The organism is Nocardia sp. NPDC051750 (genome assembly GCF_044453135.1).
In the GTDB taxonomy this organism is placed as follows: Bacteria; Actinomycetota; Actinomycetes; order Mycobacteriales; family Mycobacteriaceae; genus Nocardia.
In genome coordinates this window covers 899,088-916,707 of record NZ_JBITCK010000001.1, presented here as the reverse complement: position 1 = coordinate 916,707, position 17,620 = coordinate 899,088, and the positions used below count along the sequence as shown (strand labels likewise).

The following is a 17,620-nucleotide window of genomic DNA, read 5'->3' as shown; positions in this document are numbered from 1 at the left end:
GTGTCGCCGCGAGACCCGCTTCCTCGCACGATGAACAGCCTAAACAACCGATTCGCCGCGCGCTGAACCAACCGGGGTATTCGGATACCCCGATCCGCCCCGCGCCGAACCTATCCGGCCGGCGGAACCAGCAGATCGGTGCCCACGAACGGCACCAGGGCGGCGGGCACCCGGACCGAGCCGTCGGCCTGCTGGTGGTTCTCCAGCAACGCGACCAGCCAGCGGGTGGTGGCGAGCGTCCCGTTCAATGTCGCCGCGATCTGTGGTTTCCCGTTCTCGTCGCGATAGCGGACCGATAGCCGGCGCGCCTGGAAAGTGGTGCAGTTCGAGGTCGAGGTGAGCTCGCGATAGGTCCCCTGGCTCGGCACCCAGGCCTCGCAGTCGAACTTGCGGGCGGCGGAGCTGCCCAGATCACCGGCCGCGACATCGATGATCCGATACGGCACGTCGAGGGCGGCGAGCATATCGCGCTCCCAGCCCAGCAGCCGCTGATGTTCGGCGTCGGCGTCCTCCGGACGGCAGTAGACGAACATCTCGACCTTGTCGAACTGGTGCACCCGGATGATGCCGCGGGTGTCCTTGCCGTAGCTGCCGGCTTCCCGCCGGAAACACGACGACCACCCCGCGTATCGTTTCGCTCCGGCACCGAGGTCCAGGATCTCGCCCGAGTGATATCCGGCCAGCGGTACCTCGGAGGTACCGACCAGATACAGATCGTCCTCCTCCAGGTGGTAGACCTCGGCCGAATGCTGCCCCAGGAATCCGGTTCCGGCCATGATCTCGGGACGGACCAGCACCGGCGGAATCATCATGGTGAAACCGTTGGCCACCGCGCGCTGCGCGGCAAGCTGCAGCAATCCCAGCTGCAGCAAGGCGCCGTAGCCGGTGAGGAAATAGAACCGTGAGCCGGATACTTTCGCGCCGCGCTCCATATCGATCAAGCCCAGCGATTCACCGAGTTCGAGGTGGTCACGCGGGGTGAAGTCGAACTCGGGCACGGCGCCGACGGTCTCCAGCAGCACGAAATCGTTCTCGCCGCCCGCCGGTGCACCGTCCTGGACGACATTCGAGATCGCCCGGTGCGCCTCCTGCAGTTCCGCCTCGGCGGTGTGCTGGGCGGTCTCGGCCTCCTTGACCTTGACCGACATCTCCTGCGCCTGCGCCAGCAGGGCCGGGCGCTCCTCCTTGCTCGCCTTGCCGACCTGTTTGCCCATGGTCTTGTGTTCGGCGCGCAGCCGGTCGGCGGTCGCGATCGCGGACCGGCGCGCGCTATCGGCGGTGAGCAGCGCGTCGACGAGTGCCGGGTCCTCGCCCCGGGCTCGCTGCGAGGCGCGGACCAGCTCGGGATCATCGCGCAGGAGTCGGAGGTCGATCATGGCTGACCAGCGTAATGGGCGTGGATTTCCCGGTTCAACCGAGTATCGCCCCGACCGGGCGCCGCGGCGGTATCCGCACTATTGCGCCATACCGATCGGCCGGGTTCGTGGCACGTTCGGGTGCCGCGCTGCCATGATGGACCGCGATGTCCTCCGAAAATGAGCCCGCAAACCGGCCAGGCCCCCGCGGCCGCCAATCGTTGCGCTCGCGTACTGCCCGCCCGGGCCGCGGTCGCAAGACCGATTCCGCGCGGATGCGGTCCGCCGGTCCGGCATCCGCCGACACCTCCGAGTACGAACCCGCGGCTCCGCCGGAGCGGGGTCGTCCGGGCCTCCCTGAACGCGGCCGGACAGCCGTTCGTTCCCCGCGCCGGGGGAATCGGGCCGGCGCGTCCGGTTCGCGCCCGCGCGGCAAGGGCAATCCCACCCGGATCCCGGCACCGCGGCTGCGCTGGAGCCTGCTCGCGGTGGCAGTCGGCGCGATTGTCGCGGCGCTGCTCACCCTCATGATCAGCGGATTCGACAACGACTCCAACCTACAGGCGCGCAGTCCGGGCGGCGCGGTGGCCAAGGCGGACAAAGTGTTCGCCTCGGTGGCCCCCGGCGATTGCCTGACCTGGACCAAACCGGACCACTCCGATCTGGTGGAACTCGATTGCGGCGAGGAGCATTTGTTCGAGGTCACCGACACCATCGATCTGAGCCAATACCCCGGCGCCGAGTTCGGGCCCGACGCGGTCTGGCCGGATTCGCTGCGGCTCACCGAGCTCCGCGAGGAGCACTGTGTGCCCGCGGCCCAGCGGTATCTGAACGGCAGGTTCGATCCACGCGGTAAATACGCGGTCGGGCTGATGTATCCGAGCAACGACGGCTGGACCAATTCCGGCGATCGGATGCTGCGCTGCGGTCTGCAGGTTCCCGGCCTCAGCGGTAACCCGCTGCCGAACACGGGCCGCGTCGCCGAGGGGGACCAGTCCAAGGTCTACGAGCCGGGTGTCTGCCTCGGAATCAGCCAGAACCTGCCCACCGATCCGATCGACTGCACGCAGGAGCACGCGGTCGAGATCGCCTCCGTCGTGGACCTGTCCGCCCGATTCCCCGGCGGTCCGCCGGCCAAGGATGACCAGGACCAGTTCCTCGAGGAGGAATGCGGCCGGACCACCAACGACTACCTCGGTGGCCCGCATGTGCTGCGCGACAAGACACTGACGGTGTTCTTCGACTTCATCGATGCGCGCAGTTGGCTGGCCGGTAGCCGGAAATTGAACTGCATGATCGGAAAAGGCGCAGACCAAGAGGGTTTCGCGCCGCTGGTCGGACCGGCCCGGGGCAAGCTCCTGGTCAACGGCCAGGAACCGGTGCCACCGCCCAATTCCGGCCGGTCCACCCCGGAACCGCTGCCCGGCGCGGCACCGCTGCCCCCGCAGCCGGAACCGCGGGCCGCGCCGCGTTGACCGGAGCGTCCCGATGCCGGTCGTGATGTCCGAGGCTCGTTTCGAAGAGCTGGTCGGCGATGCGCTCGATCTGATCCCGCCGGAGCTGTCCCGCGCCATCGACAATGTGGTCGTGCTGATCGAACCGCGCAATTCCGACGATCCGCACCTGCTGGGGCTGTACCACGGAATCGCGCTCACCGAGCGCGACAGTCATTACGGCGGTTCACTTCCCGATACCGTCACGATCTACCGGGAAGCCCTGCTGGCGGTCTGCGACGACGAGGATCAAGTGGTCGAGGAGGTCAGGATCACCGTGATCCACGAAATCGCACACTATTTCGGGATTGACGAAGACCGGCTTCATCAGTTGGGATGGGGTTAAGCTAAGCCTGGTCCACGCAACGTGCCGGCAGGGGATGCACAAGCACGGTGCCGGACCGCACCGGAAGAAGTTCTGGATTCGATGGAACCGTTCGCGGGGGTATCGCGTCCAATGTACTCGTAGGGGGAATTCTCGTGGTTCCGCCCAAGAGCCGCCACAAGAAGGAGTCGAGGACATGATCGGTAATGTCGGCGTAACACCTGAGCTCATCCTTGCCGCCGCGGTCGAACTGGACCTGCTTGCCGACCGTTTGGCCGGAGTCGCCGCGCTCACGGTACCGGCCACCTACGTGGCGCCGTCCGGCGCCGACGAAGCCTCCATCCACGGTGCGATGCATATGAACAAAGGCGCCGCCACGCACCAGACCTCGCTCGCGCAGGCCGTACTGGAGCTCCATCACACCGCCGCGATCCTGCGCACCCAGCTCGCCCAGTACCTCGTCCAGGACGCGGCCTCGGCCGGCGTACTGACCCTCACCGGCGCGCCTTTCGGCTCGATCGTCGCCTAGCGCACGCAATGACCGGAAGCGCGCCGCGAGACGGCGCAGACCGCGAGCGCGCGTGGCGCGACCGCCGAAACCTCATCGATAGTTCACACGGGGAGAAACAAGCATGACCGCAGGTATCACCGGGGTGTTCTGGTTGCCCAGACTCGCCGAGGGGAATTCGATCGCACTGAACGCCGGATCGCACGCCATTCCGATGTCCGCGGCGGCGACCGCATGGGGCGCCATGACCGGCGCCTGGGTGGATGCCACCGCCACAGTGGTCCGGGTGATGGGCGAGCTCGGCGTCGGTATGCAGAGCGTGAACGGTCTCGGTGCGCTGGCCCGGCTCGTCGGGTTCACCGGATGGGCCCAGCAGCAGGGCGCCATGACCGCGGCGCTGGGGACCAAGGCCGCTTCCCAGGCCACCGCCTACACCGTCGCCTCGATCGCCATGCCGAGCCTGCCCGAGATCGCGGCCGTGAACGCGGCCCGCGTGGCGGCCCATACCACCGGCGGCGTGCTGAACGGCAGCTCCGAGATCGCGGAAGCGGCCAAGGCGGCGCTGGATCTGCGCGCCGCGCTCACCATGGAAACCTACGAGGCCGCCATCACGGCCCTCGTACTTACTCCGGGTGAATTCCTCAACCCGCCGCCGATCGCCAACGGTGCCGGTACCGCCGATCCGGGTCCGGCCGAGGATGCCATGAAGGAAGCCAACGGCGACCCACTGAAAATGCTGGCCGCCGCCGGTGCCGCGGTGGCACAGAACCCGGGTATCGCGAGCGCCGTGACACAGGCGGCGAATGTCGCCGGCGGGGTGGCCAGCACCGGTGTCACCACCGTCGGCAACCTGGGCGCCAGCGCCCTCGCGTCGGCCACCGCAGCACCCGCTCCGGCGTCGGTACCGATGGTTCCCGGCATGGTGACCGGAGCGGTGGCCGCGTCCACCGCCGCCGCCACCACCCGGGCCGGCGGTATGCCCAGCGGTTCGACACTCGGCCTGAACAACGGTGGTCTCAAGGTGCCGGAGGGCTGGGGCGCACCGGCCGCCGGCGCGGCGGCGCCCGCTACCGAATCCGTTGCGGTGACCCGCGGTGAGGCCGCACCGGTTCGCCCTGCGGCTACCGGCCCCGGGAGCCCGCTGATGGGTAATGCGCGCGCGAACGGTGAGGACGATCAGGACCACGACGCGGCCGACTACCTGCGCGGTGATCACTTCACCGACGGTCGCTACATCGCGGACGGCGTGATCGGCGCCGAACCCCCACGGTCGGACAAGTGACGGTGCTGGGTGCGGGGCGCGGGCCGTCGATGCTCGCGGCGGTGACCTTATCGCTCGACGAAATGCAGTATCTCCTGGAGAAACTGGAGATCGACGAGGTCCCCGTCGTACTCGACGCGAGGGGGCGTTACGACAACCAGGTCGACCACGACAAGGCGATGGACGCCGCCGAGCAGTTGCTCGTCGACCGTGATCTGCTGGACGGCGGGCGTATCCATCCGGACCTCGCCGACCGGCTGCGTGGGCTGTACCGGCCGCACTGGGTGGTGGCGCTACGGCTCATCGTCGGCGGTCAGGTGAATCGGATGTGCTTGTCGAAGGGCGATGATCTGGTGACCGTCGCCCTTCGCGGGCCGGAGTCCTTCGTCATCGACGAGGCGACCGAGGATCTCCCGGGCCCGGTCATCGCGGCACTCGGTTCGGCCCAGGCCTTGGAGCTGACCGGTATGAACGCGCCGACCGAGCATCTGGTGCCGATCTTCGACGACATCGGGGATCCGGCGGCCACGGCCGCCCGGCTGGCAAAGGTCGGCAATCCCGCGCGGGATGCTCAGGCCATCGCTTCGGCCATGGCGCACTGCGAGTCCCACGCGGAAATCGTCGGTGTCGTCTATGGGGACGCCAGTCGCGATGTCGCCGACAACCATATCGCCGTGTACAACACCCGGGCGGGCCGCTTCATCGCCACGGCCAGCCTGGCGGACGACGGGACGAAATGGACCTCGTTCAGCAGCGGCACCGATGCCCGGTTGCGTATTGCGCTGCAGGACCTGATCAATTCGCTACCCGAACGGTCGGAGTTCCCGAGGAACCCGGCCCTGGCCTGATCCGGTACCGCCGGCGATCATCCCATGGGATCGTCGGCGCCGGATTCGGCCTTACCACCGAACGGTGGCGTGAACCGGCCCCAGCGGACGCACTCCCAGCCGCCGCCGGGCAGCGCGACCAGTTCGATCGTCTCGGTGTTGTCCAGGTGGTTGTTGGTGGTGAACGGTGGTGCCACCCCGGCCAGTTCGCGACCCACCAAACGCATTGCGGCGCCGTGGGTCACCAGCAGTACGTCGCCGGCGCCGTCCAGGTACTCGGCCCGCAGGTCGGCGATCGCAGGCAGGAACCGGTCCAGGACATCACGCCCCGATTCCCCGCCCGGGACCCGTTCGGTCAGCAGACCCTCGTGCCAGAGCCGGTAGACCGCCTGGAACTGGTCGTGCGCCGCCGCGCTGCTCAATCCGTCCAAGTCGCCCAGCTGCACCTCGTGCACGCCGTCGTGCGCGGTCGCGCGCACTCCGGTGGCGGCCTCGATATAGCCGGCCGTCTGACGAGCCCGCAACGCGTGCGAATGGAACAGGGCCCGCGGCGGAGTGGCCAGGCTCTCCCCGAAGGATTTCGCCTGTGCGGCGCCCCGTTCGGTCAGCGGCAGACCGGGCAGTTTGGTGTCGAGGATCTTGGCGACATTGCCCTCGGTTTCACCGTGCCGGACCAGTATGAGTTTTGCAGTCATAGGTCGGTCACCCCCTTGCGTAGCTGAGTCAGCCAGATCGCCGCGTCCTCATCCGACGGCGGCGGGGTGCCGGTCGTCGAGGTGGCGGGCCAGGAGCCGAGGAAACGAATATGCGCTGTCCGGTGCAGCGCCTTCAATGCCTCCGCCACCGCGGCATCTTCGATATGGCCGACACAGTCGAGATAGAAACGATAGGTGCCCATCCCGGTTCGGGTGGGCCGGGACTCGATACGGGTCAGATCGATTCCGCGGGTCGAGAATTCGGCGAACGCACGCATGAGCGAACCGGGCAGGTTCGGCAGTTCCTCGATCACGATCGAGGTGCGGTCGGCCCCGGTGGGCGCGGGCGCCACCCGGGGCACGGTGACCAGCACGAACCGGGTGACAGCCCGGTCATGATCGGCGACTCCGCCGGCCAGGACCGACAGGCCGAGCCGCTCCCCCGCCAGGGTGGTCGACACCGCGGCGTCCGCGAGCCCGTCGCGGACGTCCTCCGCGGCCGCGGAATTGGAATTCGAGGTGTGGATCGAGATATCGGGCCAGGTGTCGGCTACCCAGTTCCGGACCTGCGCGAGCGCCACCGGGTAGGCGGCCAGGCTGCGCACAGTCGCCATGGCGGTACCCGGCCGCGCCAGGATGGTGAAGGTCACTTCCAATTCGGTTTCGGCGATGATCTGCAACCGCCGCCCGATGGCCAGCGAATCCAGGGTGGCCGAGATCGAGCCTTCCACCGAACTCTCGATCGGCACCACCGCCGCCGACACCTCACCGGCCCGTACCAGGTCCAGGGCGGCGGCCTGACTGGGGGCGGCGACCCGCTCGACCGGTCCGTCGAAGGACCCCGAACTCTCGAACTCGGCGAGGGCCATCTCGGTGAAGGTTCCGGACGGACCGAAATAGGCGATACGCGGCACGTCCACGAGCCTACTGGTGCGGGCCGTTGCCGCGCCGCCGGTATCGATGACCCGATCCCGGGCCCGCGGGACTCTCCGCGGGTGCCGCCGCCGCACCTGTCCCCACCGGACCATGGGCAGCTCGGGAGGTCAGCCGTCGACGTTGCCGCGGTCCAGTGCCGTACGCAGCGCGCGCTCCAAGTCCGTCGGCGCATCGGACTCGATACCGAGCAGCATCTCCCGGACAGCGTCGACGGCTCCGCTGGAAAGGCCGGTCAGAAACGCGATGTCCGGGTTGCTCAGCGCCCGGCGGATATCTTCACCGCACAGTGCCGCGGCAGTGGCCGCGAGGATGGACAAGGCACGCGGAACGCTATCGGCGCGGGCCGCGAAACCACCCGGGCTGTGGGCGGCTTCGGCCAGGAAATCGGCGAGAGGATCGTCAGGCAAGGTCAGGTCCACCACATGCTGTCCGGCGAATCGTCCCGTCGGGACTACCAGGCCGTCGACCAGCCCGCGTTCGACCACCCGTTTCGGGACGGTCAGTGCGACCAGTACCGGTTCAGACTCACCCGCGACCATCCCTCGATCGTAAGCACGGCCGAATTCGTGGGGTTCAGGCGCCCGGCCTGCCGGTGATCGGATTCTGCGCGGCGTGGACCTGCGCCGGAACCGATCCTCTTGCGCTGCACCGGAGATTAACTTAGCTTAGGTTAACCTAAATTACTGACCGTGAAGTCGGGTACGCCCGCACTGGAGGTACCGATGGCGCCGACCGCCCCCGCCCCGTCCACCGCCGAACGTGTCCGCAGCGCTTGCGCACACGCCGAAGAGGCCGTACTCGCGCTACCGGGCGCCGACCCGACCCCGGTGACCGTGCACTATCTGCGCCAATGCGGCGACGTCGTGATCGCGGTGCCGAACGAGAGCGCCGCGGTGAACGCGGCCCAGGAGCAGATCGCGGGAGCGCCCGCCGTCCTCGAACTCACCGATCACGCACCACTGCCGCTCCGCGAACCGGTCCGGGCCCTGGTGTGGCTGCGCGGCTGGGTCCGCGCGGTACCGGCCCGTGCCCAGCGCACCCTGGTCACCGCCGTCGCCGAGGACCATCCGCACCCCGGCCTGCTCGATATCGGCCACACCACCACCCTGCTGCGGCTGGTGTTGAACTCGGCGGTGGTGGCGGATTCCGCCGGTGCGGAGTCGGTCTGTGTCGACGACCTCCGGCTCGCCGCCCCCGACCCCTTCTGCACCATGGAATCGGCCTGGCTGCAGCACCTGGACGCCGATCACGCCGATGTAGTGGCGCAACTGGCCAGGCATCTACCGGCCGAACTGCGGCACGGACGGATCCATCCGCTGGCCATCGACCGCTACGGGCTCACCCTGCGCATCGAGGGAATCGACGGCGATCACGATTTCCGCCTACCGTTCGCCACCCCCGCCGAAGACGTCGAGGCGCTGGGCCGCGCAGTCCGCACCCTCGCGGGCTGCCCTTTCTTGAACGGACTGCGCTCGATCTAGCGCGACCAGCATCCGATCCAACGCGCCCGGCGGTGTCGGCAGCCCCGGCGCGGCCCTTCGAGGTCTCGAGAGCCCGATCGGACCATGCCCAGCGGCGGCGCCGAGCTTACGAGGCCTGAAGCTTCAAGCCGCGCCCACTGGCCGGAACCTCGTAAGCGCCGGCCCGCCGAAACGCAGCGCGAGTCTTCGCGGACTCACCTCCATCCCCTCGCGAGCAAGCCCACCTTGCGACTCCCGAGAACCGGGGCACCAATATGTTCACGGTATGAGCGAAAGCGGTTGGTCGGTTGGCGACCGGATGCGGGAGCAGCGGGCGATCCGGCTCGAGATCCTCGTCGTCCTGGGCGTCACCTTCGGTCTCAGCGGTCTCAATGCCGCCCTGTCGCTGCTGGAGAGTGCGCTGGCGCCGGGCGGGGTGGGCGAGCAGACCGTGGCGTTGAACACCTCCCGTACCAGCCAGTCGCTCCTCGACCTGCTGTTCCAGGTACTCAGCGTGACCCGGCTGGTGGCGTGGGCCGGGCTCGCGTTGTATCTGCTGTGGCGCAGTGGGATCGCACCGCGGGCCATCGGGCTGGCTCGTATCCGGTTCCGGCCCGATGTACTGCACGGGCTGATACTGGCCGCGGTGATCGGGCTGCCGGGTCTGGGCCTCTACCTCATCGCGCAGGGCCTGGGAATCAACGTGACCATCGTGCCCGACGCGCTGGCGGACCACTGGTGGCGGATGCCTGCCCTCGTGCTTTCCGCCTGCGCCAATTCCGGGGCCGAGGAGATCGTGGTGGTGGCGTATCTGCTGACCCGGCTACGAGCTCTGGGGTGGTCGGATAATTCGGCGCTGGCGGCTTCGGCACTCCTGCGCGGCAGCTATCACCTCTATCAGGGTCTCGGCGGTGGCGTCGGCAACATTGTGATGGGTGTGATCTTCGGGCGGTACTGGCAGCGCACGGGACGGCTGTGGCCGCTGGTGCTCGCGCATGCGGTGATCGATATCGTGGCGTATATCGGATACGGGCTGCTGCGCGGTCGGGTGTCGTGGCTGCCCTGATCGGCCACGTCCAGCCCGATCGACACCACTACCTGCGGCGGAGCGGCACGGAAACCCGCGCTAACAAATACGGCGCCGATCGGTAAGTACAGTCTGATGATGATGAACGGCGACGACCCAAGGATCCGCCGGGTGCCGCCGCACAACGGGACACCCGGACGAGGAGCCCCGCGCAGGCCCGTACCGCCCCCACCGCCCGGTGGCCGGCCACCCGCCGAATCACCGCAGGTGATCCGCCGCGGCGGCGGGCCCCCGCCCGGCGCCCGGCCCACCGGACGTTACGAGCCGCCGCTCGCGTGGTCGCAGACCCCCGAGGGCCGGCGCACTCCCCCGACCCGGCAGCCGGGTCCCGGACGCGGGCCCAAACCGGCTCCCCCCACCCACGCGCCCACCCAGCGGCCGGTGCCGTATCGGGAATCCGAGTACGCGCCCCCTCAGCGCCCCGCACCGGACCGTGGTGGGCGGCGCCGGCCGCCGCCCTCCCACGGAGATCGGCCATCCGGCGGCGCGGCACCACGGCCGCGGCGCCGCAGGAAACGACATGTAGGCCGATGGTTTCTCGTATTTCTCATCGTGCTGGTGACTGCTCTGGTGTACGCGGTGGTGACGCTCGACGGTTCACTCACCCGGGTCGACGCGCTCGGCGACTACGAGGACCGGGTCGGCAATACCGCGGGCACCAATTGGCTGCTGGTGGGGTCCGACAGCCGGGCCGGACTCTCCGACGAACAGGCACAGGGCCTGGCGACCGGGGGCGAGGTCGGGGATGCCCGCACCGACACCATCATCCTGGTGCATATCCCGCCGTCGGGCCGGACCACGTTGATCAGCCTGCCGCGCGATTCCTACGTCAGCATCCCCGGCTATGGCCAGGACAAGCTCAATGCCGCGTTCGCGTTCGGCGGTCCGCAGCTGCTGACGCAGACCGTGGAGATCGCCACGGGACTGCGGATCGACCATTACGGGGAGATCGGTTTCGCCGGGTTCGCGGGCGTGGTGGACGGCCTCGGCGGTATCGACGTGTGTGTGCCGCAGCCCATCAACGATCCGCTGGCCGGTATCGACCTGCCCGCCGGCTGCCAGGAACTGAGCGGCCCGCAGGCACTGGGTTTCGTCCGCAGCCGGGCCACCGCGCTCGCCGACATCGACCGGATGAACAACCAGCGGCTGTTCTTGTCGGCGCTGCTGGAAAAGGCGACCAGCCCGGCCACCCTGGCCAACCCGTTCGCGTTGTGGTCGATGGCCAGCAACACCGCAGGCTCGCTGACCGTGGATTCCGGCGACCATATCTGGGATCTCGCCCGGCTGGGCTGGGCGCTACGCGGCGACACCCTGGCCACGAGCGTCCCGGTGGGCGGGTTCGAAGATACGGACAGCGGCAATGTGCTGCTGTGGGCCAAACCGGACGCCGCCCGTTTCTTCGAGGCCCTCGCCAACGGTGACCCCGTTCCCACGGATCTCGCCGGCCAGTAGACCACTACCACCCTCATGCCTGGCCTCGCTCATGCTGTATCCATTCCGCATGAGCGGGGCCGGCGATGGTCCACATACTGACCGAGGAGGCCGCAGCGCCGGCGGAGGTATCGCACCCCCGCCTCCGGGCCTGACCCGCCGCTGATGCGTGCCGGGTGTTCCCGCCCCGCGGCCGGCGCGCGATAATCGATGGCATGCACGACAGCGACCTGGCCCAGCCGTTCATCGCCCTGCTGCGGGCGCAGGTCCAGCACGGCCTCACCGCTTCCCAGCAGTATCTGGCTGCCGCAGTGTATTTCGATATCCAACGGTTACCGCAGCTGGGCGCCCACTGCTATCTCCGGTCCGAACAACACCGAGGGCACGCGTTGCGCATAGTCCAGTACCTGATCGACCGGGATCTGGAAGTTACCATCGGTGGGCTCGGCGAAGTGCGCCAGACATTCGAATCACCTCGTGCCGCAGTCGCTTTCCTGCTCGCCCGGGAGCAGACCCTGACCGATCAGGTGACCGAACTGGCCAAGGTCGCCCGGGAATGGGCGGATTTCCTCGGCGAGCAATTCATTAGCTGGCTGCTCGAGTGCCAGCAACACGATGTGGCGGGTATGTCGACACTGCTGGCTGTGATGGATCGCTCAGCCGGGAATTTGTTCGACGTCGAGGAGTTCGTGGCGCGCGAGCTGCGTACGGTCGTGCCGCAAAACAACAGCTCCGTGCCCAAAATGGCCGGTGAGGGCCGAAATAAATAAGGCAATACTATCCTCAATCGGATAAGGCAATACTAGCCTCATTAAGGCTGCACTTGGATGACATAGACCCTTTCCGGCGTTAATGTCAAGGCATGTCCAATCATCCGGAGAGCCCGCGCAGCAAATTCCATGGCCTGCTGCACGATCAAATTCGGCACGAGTTCAATGCCGAGCACCAGTACATCGCCATCGCCGTGTGGTACGACAATGCCGACCTGCCCCAGCTGGCCAAACGCTTCTACGCCCAGGGGCGCGAAGAACGCAATCACGCGATGATGATCGTCCAGTATTTCCTGGATCGGGATATCAGTGTCGATATTTCCGGCGTCGACGCGGCAAAGTCGCATTTCGAGAATGCCCGGGAGCCGATCGCACTGGCCCTCGATCAGGAGAAGACCGTTACCGACCAGATCGTTCAGCTGGCGAGCACCGCTCGCGAAGAGGGCGACTATCTGGGCGAGCAGTTCATGCAGTGGTTCCTGAAGGAGCAGGTGGAGGAAGTCGCGAAGATGACCACCCTGCTGACCGTCGCGGATCGCGCCGGTTCGAATCTGTTCGACCTCGAGGAGTTCATCGCCCGCGAGATGAGCGATGACGCGACCTACGCACCGGGTGCGCCGTCCGTTGCCGGCGGCCACATCTGATCGGTGACATCCCGGCCCCGGCGCCGAGAATCCGCCATCTGAGGCGAACTCGGCCGGGGTTTTGTGGACTGTTTCCCGGGTGATGAGTGGGAGCATCGGCCGTCCCGGCCTACTGCGCCGAGGTCGGGCGGCCGATGCTCCGTGCACGTCAGCCGGCGCCGGGTCGTTGTGTCGGCTGACGTGGTGTCGCCGGGGGGTTCCAGAAACGGCGACCTCTGAAACCTAGCCGAGATCGGCATCGGAAAGAAGAGTTTTTCGGAAATTTCTCCTTTTTATTCAGCGAAGAGTCACCTGGCGCGACCGCAGTCCGTCCCGCGACCGTCGCTGTTCCGAGGTCAGCGGGCTGTCCACCGCCAGCGCCTCGGCCAAACGGTCACCGAACTCCGCGGCCGGGGTACGCCATTCGGTCACATGCCGTTCCGGGTCGAGATCGAAAACAGGCACCAGCAGGCCGTGTGTGCGGAACGAACCCGCGAACCGCGAACCCTCACCGAGATGCAGACCGCCGGCGGCGTGTAGCCGGGCCAGCGCCAGCATCAGATCGTCCTCGGATTCCGGCCGCACCCAGCGCAAATGGGCCTTCTCGCCCGCATCCACCCACCAGGGGGCGCCGATCGCCTCGGGACCCAGATCCAGCCGGTCCGACGGCATGATCGCCTCTTTGGCCTGCTCGATGGTTGCGGCGACTTGGGGGTCGGGCTCGACTCCCGCCGGCACCCACCAATCGAAATCCTGATGCACCACGAGTTCCAGCGGCGCATCGGCCACGATCACATCCGACAGTGCGGGCCCACCCGGCGCGGCGTGGGCCACGGCGAGCGAATCGCCGGGTTCGGCGGATTGCGACCACAGCACCGACGCCGCGATATCGGCGGCCGGGTCCGCGGTCGGCGCCTGCACCTGCACGCCCACGTATCCGGTCGGAGTGTCACCGGCGCGGACCAGGGCAGCCACCGCGCCCGGCAGGACCGTCGCGAGGACCACCGTGCGCTCCGCGGCGATTTCGGGCGTCAACGTCAGTTCGGCGGTCGCCGAGGGCACGAATTCCCGGAGGGCGACGAGATCGCATTCGGCGGCCAGGCCCTGAAAAGGCCTGGCGACGGTCTGTTCGGCCTCCTGCAACGCCGCCCGCCGCTCGGCCAGACGCTGGGCCCGGTTGCCGCCGGGTTTCGGACTATTGCGTTTGCTCTTACCCACGGCTGGTCAAATTACACGGCATACCGGCCGATCGGCCGCAGGCTACCGGTATCCATTGCGGCGCAGCTCGCTCACGCGGGTCAGCGGTTGGCCAGAACGGCTTTCGCCCGCCCCGGATGGTTCGTCGCCACCCAGCTCACGCCGAGATCTGCGCACAACGCGATATCGTCGGGTTCGTCGACCGTCCAGCAGTAGGTGGCCCGGCCCGCCGCGGCGGCTTTGTCCACCAGATCCGGGTGATCGCGCAGGGTTTTCACCGACGGTCCGACCGCGGTCGCGCCCACGGTCGTCGCCGCACTACCACCCAGATAGCGGGAGGATTCACCGAGCAGCACCGTCGGGAGCAGCGGCGCCGCGCGGCGGATTCGCCATACCGCGGTGGCCGCGAACGACATCACCACCGCGCGGGAATGCGCCGCGGACGCTGGTGTGGCGATGCCGAAGCGCTGTAGTTCGGCCAGCACCTTGTTCTCCACCAGCGAGCCGTAGCGGACCGGGTGCTTGGTTTCGATGAACAATTTCGTCGGGCGGCTGCGCCAGTCCAGCACCAGACCGATCAGTTCGCTGAGGGTCAGCACTCCGGCCGGCGATCCGTCACCGAAGTCGAGCTCCTTCAACTCCGCCAGCGTCAGTTCGCTGACCAGCCCGGAACCACTCGAGGTGCGGTCCACTGTGCGATCGTGCACGCAGACCAGATGGCCGTCCCGAGTGAGCCGGACATCGCATTCCACCCCGTCGGCACCTTCTTCCAGCGCCAGTTCATAGGCTGCCAGGGTGTGTTCGGGACGAGCCCCCGACGCGCCTCGATGCGCGACCACGAACGGCGCGCGCGGGCCCTGGACCGACGGGTCGCTGTGCTCGCTCACTGGGCGACAACCTCCTGTGCTGCTCGGCGGGCGCCGTCGCGGGAATCTGCTGCTGCAGCATCCGGCGCCGTGCTCACCGTAGCGGCCGGACCCGGGTGTACCGGTTCGATCAGCGGTTTCGCCGGATCGACGGCCACGACCCAGCGATGGGCCAGCCGGTGCCGGCCGCGCAGATCGCGTCCCTCCACGGTGCGCACAACCCAGAGGGTCAGCACCGCAACAGCGGCCGCCGCGATATCGGCGATCGCGGTGAGCAGCACGCCGTCCGCCTTGGCCTGCAGTGAATCAGCGGTCCGCCAGAACAGTGCGGCCATGCTCAGCAGACCGCCGAGTACCCAGACCACCCACCAGATCCGGACCGCCCGCAGCGGTCGCGGATCACCGTGCCCGGGCACCACCTCCGACAGGAACACACCGGGCCAGACCAGGTTCACCACCGGAATCAGGCAGCCGAGCGCCAGCAGGCGCGGCGAACGCGGGTCCTGGCGACCGTCGGCGGCGAAGGCCGCGCGGCGCACCTCGATCAGCCAGCCGAGCGCCGCCGCCGCGGAAACCAGAGCCATGATCAGCGCGAACAGCGCGGCGGTGTTCACCAGCGCGTCGGAGAACCACAGCAGGGGAGGTTCGATCAGCCGGGTGCGGTTGCGCAGCAATAACAAGTATCGGCCGAGTTCGGCCAGGGCGGCGATGCCGAAGAGCACCGCGGTCGCCAGCAGGGCGGTGTACACCCAGCGCGTGAGGGCGCTCAGCGGACGTGGCCGGTCGCGATCGCCGGCGGCAGTGACCGGGCGATCCTGGAGGCCCCAGCGCGGTATCTCGGTGTAGCGGGGGGTCGCGAGGGGCGCGCGCCCGGTGCCCGCGGTACGCGCGGAGCGATCGAGCCGGCCGGGCCGGCGGGCAACCCAGCGATAATTACGATGCTGCGGCGGAGCGTCGATGGGCCCCGGGGACAGCAGGACACCCCGGCAACGCGGACACCAGTGCATCGGCGGGCCTTGCACCGCCCAGCGTGTACCGCAGCGGGCACAAGGCTGCACCACCGTACTCACCGCGCACCTCGCTCTTCGTCAGTAGATCTTCGCGGGCTCGGCAACCTCACCGGTCAGCGGACGGCCGAGCTGTTGCCATGCCACCATCCCGCCTACCACATTGACCGCTTCGTAGCCCATGTTCGCGAGATACTTGACGGCTTCCAGCGAGCGCCCGCCCTGGCGGCAGATGACGTACAGCTGGGCGTCGGGGTCCAGTTCGCCGTAGCGCGCAGGGACATCGGACAGCGGAATATGCACGGCACCGGGCGCATGGCCGAGCTGCCACTCGTCGTCCTCGCGCACATCGAGCAGGACGGCGGCGGCCGCCTGCCCGGGCGGCTGGTCGAATTCGGCCGGTACGGCCTCGACCGGTACCGACGGGACTCCGAAGCTCGTCACGTCCTTGATCCTGCCATAACCGCCGATGCCGCCGCCGGGTCCGGGCCGAGCCGGCGGCCGGACGGTCGGCCGGCGCGAGCGAACGGTGCCCGGCGGTGCCGGACGAGCCGACACGCCGGGCGATGCCGGAGATTCGCCGAATCGGGTTCCACTCGATATCCGGTGACCGCGAGTACCGGACAATTTTCCGGACTAATGAGTTATACGCATAATCCACAACAAGATCCGATGGGATCAGCTATCATTCAGCGCACCATTATCCCGGGAGCCCCGCATGAACGGTTTGACCTGCGGTAACGGTGGACCCGAACGGCCGATCCGGTACTCCCCTCCAAAAATCCCGGAGCGGCCGTCCGGCCACCGAACCGGGCCGCGCCCCGTCGCAACCCGATAACCACTTGGACGCCACCCGCCGCGAATCGGTTCCACCGGAACCAGAAAACCGCAAAATCCCCAGATCCCCGTGGTGCCATCGGTAATCTGGCGCCATGACATCGACCAGGGGGTTACTCGACGGATTGGACAAAGCCGGCCTCGACAAGGCGCTGTCGGAGGCCGGGTGCCTCGGGTTGACAGTGGATTCCGAGGCAAAACGGCTGGAGTTGGACCTCGAGGTGCTGAGTCTGCCGGAGCAAATAACCGGCATATCGGCCCAGGACGCCGCTGCGGGCACGCATGCGGAGCGGGTGCAGCTCATCTTTCATGGAGTCACACGAATTGCCGCATCGTTGCGGATGCATCGATGGGATGATCTGGAGCCGCGGATCCTGCCGCTCGAACTATCGGGACTCAGCGCCGCGGTAGCCAGTTTCGGCGGTAGCCGGCTGCACGGCTGGGAGTTCGTCGACCTCGACGACAGTTGCTGGACGCTGTGGAGCGAACTACTCAGCTTCGACACCACCATCGATACGCGGATCGCCCGGCACGTCCTGGAGTTCTCCCAGGAGGAGGGAATCGACCCGCGCGAGCTCGATATCCGGGTGTGGTTCGATTCCGTCACCGCGCGGCGTGCGGACGGGAATCCGATTCCGTTGCCCGACCTGGTGTCCGGGTCGCAGCGCTGGTGGGCAGCCCACGACAAGGGCGATCCCCGAGCTTCCCATCCGGGGATCGCGCCTCCTCTCTGAACACCCGCGGTGGATCTGTCTCCAGATCCACCGGATTTTTTTCCGTGCCCGTATATCAATGGATCGGAATGCCCAGGCCGGGCTCGGTGTGCTCCCGGCTGGAAGGTAACGGGGCCGGAACAAAAATGGTCGAGTCCGGGCCGATGTGGAATGGTGGGGTGTCGGGGCGAGTTGGACCGATCGGGTGTACGAATGGTCGGGAGCATCC

Annotated in this window: 19 protein-coding genes; 11 read left to right on the top strand and 8 right to left on the bottom strand. The window is 67.9% G+C overall.

The annotated features are described in order from the left end of the window. Positions 1 to 110: 110 nt before the first annotated feature. The gene (serS, locus tag ACIA75_RS03960) at positions 111 to 1,376 is read right to left on the bottom strand and encodes a serine--tRNA ligase (protein ID WP_397099638.1); all 1,266 of its coding nucleotides are present in this window, start codon (positions 1,374 to 1,376) and stop codon (positions 111 to 113) included. Positions 1,377 to 1,843: 467 nt separating this feature from the next. Between serS and ACIA75_RS03955 the strand changes: the two genes are divergently transcribed. The 5 genes from ACIA75_RS03955 (at position 1,844) to ACIA75_RS03935 (ending at position 5,790) form a co-directional block, all read left to right on the top strand. After that, positions 1,844 to 2,830, top strand: a complete 987-nt coding sequence (locus ACIA75_RS03955) for a septum formation family protein (RefSeq protein ID WP_397099636.1) — start codon at positions 1,844 to 1,846, stop codon at positions 2,828 to 2,830. 13 nt (positions 2,831 to 2,843) lie between these two features. Beyond that, on the top strand, positions 2,844 to 3,194 hold the full coding sequence (locus ACIA75_RS03950; RefSeq protein WP_397099634.1) for a metallopeptidase family protein: 351 nt from the start codon (positions 2,844 to 2,846) through the stop codon (positions 3,192 to 3,194). Between the two features lie 175 nt (positions 3,195 to 3,369). Then, positions 3,370 to 3,702 (top strand): PE family protein, encoded by a 333-nt coding sequence (locus ACIA75_RS03945; RefSeq protein ID WP_397099632.1) that lies wholly within the window; start codon positions 3,370 to 3,372, stop codon positions 3,700 to 3,702. 103 nt (positions 3,703 to 3,805) lie between these two features. Next, positions 3,806 to 4,963, top strand: coding sequence for a PPE domain-containing protein (locus ACIA75_RS03940; protein WP_397099630.1), 1,158 nt, complete (start codon positions 3,806 to 3,808; stop codon positions 4,961 to 4,963). Further along, positions 4,960 to 5,790 (top strand): ESX secretion-associated protein EspG, encoded by an 831-nt coding sequence (locus ACIA75_RS03935; protein ID WP_397099628.1) that lies wholly within the window; start codon positions 4,960 to 4,962, stop codon positions 5,788 to 5,790. Before ACIA75_RS03940 ends, ACIA75_RS03935 begins: the two co-directional genes overlap by 4 nt. A 17-nt stretch (positions 5,791 to 5,807) precedes the next feature. Here the strand turns inward: ACIA75_RS03935 and ACIA75_RS03930 are convergent, their stop codons facing one another. From ACIA75_RS03930 to ACIA75_RS03920, 3 genes are all read right to left on the bottom strand, one after another. Beyond that, complete coding sequence (locus ACIA75_RS03930; protein WP_397099626.1) at positions 5,808 to 6,464, bottom strand: histidine phosphatase family protein; 657 nt, start codon at positions 6,462 to 6,464, stop codon at positions 5,808 to 5,810. Further along, positions 6,461 to 7,378 carry a prephenate dehydratase gene (pheA, locus tag ACIA75_RS03925; RefSeq protein ID WP_397099624.1) on the bottom strand — a complete coding sequence of 306 codons (918 nt, stop codon included), beginning with the start codon at positions 7,376 to 7,378 and terminating at the stop codon, positions 6,461 to 6,463. The genes ACIA75_RS03930 and pheA overlap by 4 nt, the downstream gene beginning before the upstream one ends. Positions 7,379 to 7,507: 129 nt before the next feature. Further along, positions 7,508 to 7,939 carry a hypothetical protein gene (locus tag ACIA75_RS03920; RefSeq protein WP_397099622.1) on the bottom strand — a complete coding sequence of 144 codons (432 nt, stop codon included), beginning with the start codon at positions 7,937 to 7,939 and terminating at the stop codon, positions 7,508 to 7,510. A 183-nt stretch (positions 7,940 to 8,122) separates the two neighbouring features. Here ACIA75_RS03920 and ACIA75_RS03915 point away from each other — a divergent pair, with 183 nt between their 5' ends. The 5 genes from ACIA75_RS03915 to ACIA75_RS03895 all read left to right on the top strand — a co-directional run bounded on the left by ACIA75_RS03915 (position 8,123) and on the right by ACIA75_RS03895 (position 12,792). Next, a complete protein-coding gene (locus ACIA75_RS03915) occupies positions 8,123 to 8,881 on the top strand; it encodes a DUF2470 domain-containing protein (RefSeq protein WP_397100903.1) in 759 nt (252 codons plus the stop codon). Positions 8,882 to 9,146: 265 nt separating this feature from the next. Next, positions 9,147 to 9,926, top strand: a complete 780-nt coding sequence (locus ACIA75_RS03910) for a CPBP family intramembrane glutamic endopeptidase (RefSeq protein ID WP_397099620.1) — start codon at positions 9,147 to 9,149, stop codon at positions 9,924 to 9,926. 102 nt (positions 9,927 to 10,028) lie between these two features. Continuing rightward, positions 10,029 to 11,399: an LCP family protein gene (locus ACIA75_RS03905; protein ID WP_397100901.1), complete on the top strand. Its 1,371-nt coding sequence runs from the start codon at positions 10,029 to 10,031 to the stop codon at positions 11,397 to 11,399. A gap of 194 nt (positions 11,400 to 11,593) precedes the next feature. Continuing rightward, a complete protein-coding gene (locus ACIA75_RS03900; RefSeq protein WP_397099617.1) occupies positions 11,594 to 12,148 on the top strand; it encodes a ferritin in 555 nt (184 codons plus the stop codon). A 92-nt stretch (positions 12,149 to 12,240) separates the two neighbouring features. Next, positions 12,241 to 12,792: a ferritin gene (locus ACIA75_RS03895; protein WP_397099615.1), complete on the top strand. Its 552-nt coding sequence runs from the start codon at positions 12,241 to 12,243 to the stop codon at positions 12,790 to 12,792. A 276-nt stretch (positions 12,793 to 13,068) separates the two neighbouring features. Here ACIA75_RS03895 and ACIA75_RS03890 read toward each other — a convergent pair whose 3' ends face one another. The 4 genes from ACIA75_RS03890 to ACIA75_RS03875 all read right to left on the bottom strand — a co-directional run bounded on the left by ACIA75_RS03890 (position 13,069) and on the right by ACIA75_RS03875 (position 16,285). Continuing rightward, positions 13,069 to 13,989, bottom strand: a complete 921-nt coding sequence (locus ACIA75_RS03890) for a DUF5926 family protein (protein WP_397099613.1) — start codon at positions 13,987 to 13,989, stop codon at positions 13,069 to 13,071. An 80-nt stretch (positions 13,990 to 14,069) separates the two neighbouring features. Next, positions 14,070 to 14,855: a glycerophosphodiester phosphodiesterase gene (locus tag ACIA75_RS03885; protein ID WP_397099611.1), complete on the bottom strand. Its 786-nt coding sequence runs from the start codon at positions 14,853 to 14,855 to the stop codon at positions 14,070 to 14,072. After that, the gene (locus ACIA75_RS03880; RefSeq protein WP_397099609.1) at positions 14,852 to 15,904 is read right to left on the bottom strand and encodes a DUF4328 domain-containing protein; all 1,053 of its coding nucleotides are present in this window, start codon (positions 15,902 to 15,904) and stop codon (positions 14,852 to 14,854) included. The genes ACIA75_RS03885 and ACIA75_RS03880 overlap by 4 nt, the downstream gene beginning before the upstream one ends. 18 nt (positions 15,905 to 15,922) lie before the next feature. Further along, positions 15,923 to 16,285: a rhodanese-like domain-containing protein gene (locus ACIA75_RS03875; RefSeq protein WP_397099607.1), complete on the bottom strand. Its 363-nt coding sequence runs from the start codon at positions 16,283 to 16,285 to the stop codon at positions 15,923 to 15,925. 488 nt (positions 16,286 to 16,773) lie between these two features. On the opposite strand from ACIA75_RS03875, the gene ACIA75_RS03870 reads away from it, so the two are divergent. Next, positions 16,774 to 17,412: a hypothetical protein gene (locus ACIA75_RS03870; RefSeq protein ID WP_397099605.1), complete on the top strand. Its 639-nt coding sequence runs from the start codon at positions 16,774 to 16,776 to the stop codon at positions 17,410 to 17,412. Positions 17,413 to 17,620: the final 208 nt, after the last annotated feature.

Excerpts from the sequence above, each read along its gene's own strand:
- ACIA75_RS03920 (WP_397099622.1), bottom strand. The coding sequence starts at position 7,939 with ATGGTCGCGGGTGAGTCTGAACCGGTACTGGTCGCACTGACCGTCCCG.
- ACIA75_RS03945 (WP_397099632.1), top strand. The coding sequence starts at position 3,370 with ATGATCGGTAATGTCGGCGTAACACCTGAGCTCATCCTTGCCGCCGCG.
- ACIA75_RS03950 (WP_397099634.1), top strand. The coding sequence starts at position 2,844 with ATGCCGGTCGTGATGTCCGAGGCTCGTTTCGAAGAGCTGGTCGGCGAT.
- ACIA75_RS03895 (WP_397099615.1), top strand. The coding sequence starts at position 12,241 with ATGTCCAATCATCCGGAGAGCCCGCGCAGCAAATTCCATGGCCTGCTG.
- ACIA75_RS03900 (WP_397099617.1), top strand. The coding sequence starts at position 11,594 with ATGCACGACAGCGACCTGGCCCAGCCGTTCATCGCCCTGCTGCGGGCG.
- ACIA75_RS03930 (WP_397099626.1), bottom strand. The coding sequence starts at position 6,464 with ATGACTGCAAAACTCATACTGGTCCGGCACGGTGAAACCGAGGGCAAT.
- ACIA75_RS03870 (WP_397099605.1), top strand. The coding sequence starts at position 16,774 with ATGACATCGACCAGGGGGTTACTCGACGGATTGGACAAAGCCGGCCTC.
- serS (WP_397099638.1), bottom strand. The coding sequence starts at position 1,376 with ATGATCGACCTCCGACTCCTGCGCGATGATCCCGAGCTGGTCCGCGCC.
- ACIA75_RS03910 (WP_397099620.1), top strand. The coding sequence starts at position 9,147 with ATGAGCGAAAGCGGTTGGTCGGTTGGCGACCGGATGCGGGAGCAGCGG.
- ACIA75_RS03940 (WP_397099630.1), top strand. The coding sequence starts at position 3,806 with ATGACCGCAGGTATCACCGGGGTGTTCTGGTTGCCCAGACTCGCCGAG.
- ACIA75_RS03915 (WP_397100903.1), top strand. The coding sequence starts at position 8,123 with ATGGCGCCGACCGCCCCCGCCCCGTCCACCGCCGAACGTGTCCGCAGC.
- ACIA75_RS03905 (WP_397100901.1), top strand. The coding sequence starts at position 10,029 with ATGAACGGCGACGACCCAAGGATCCGCCGGGTGCCGCCGCACAACGGG.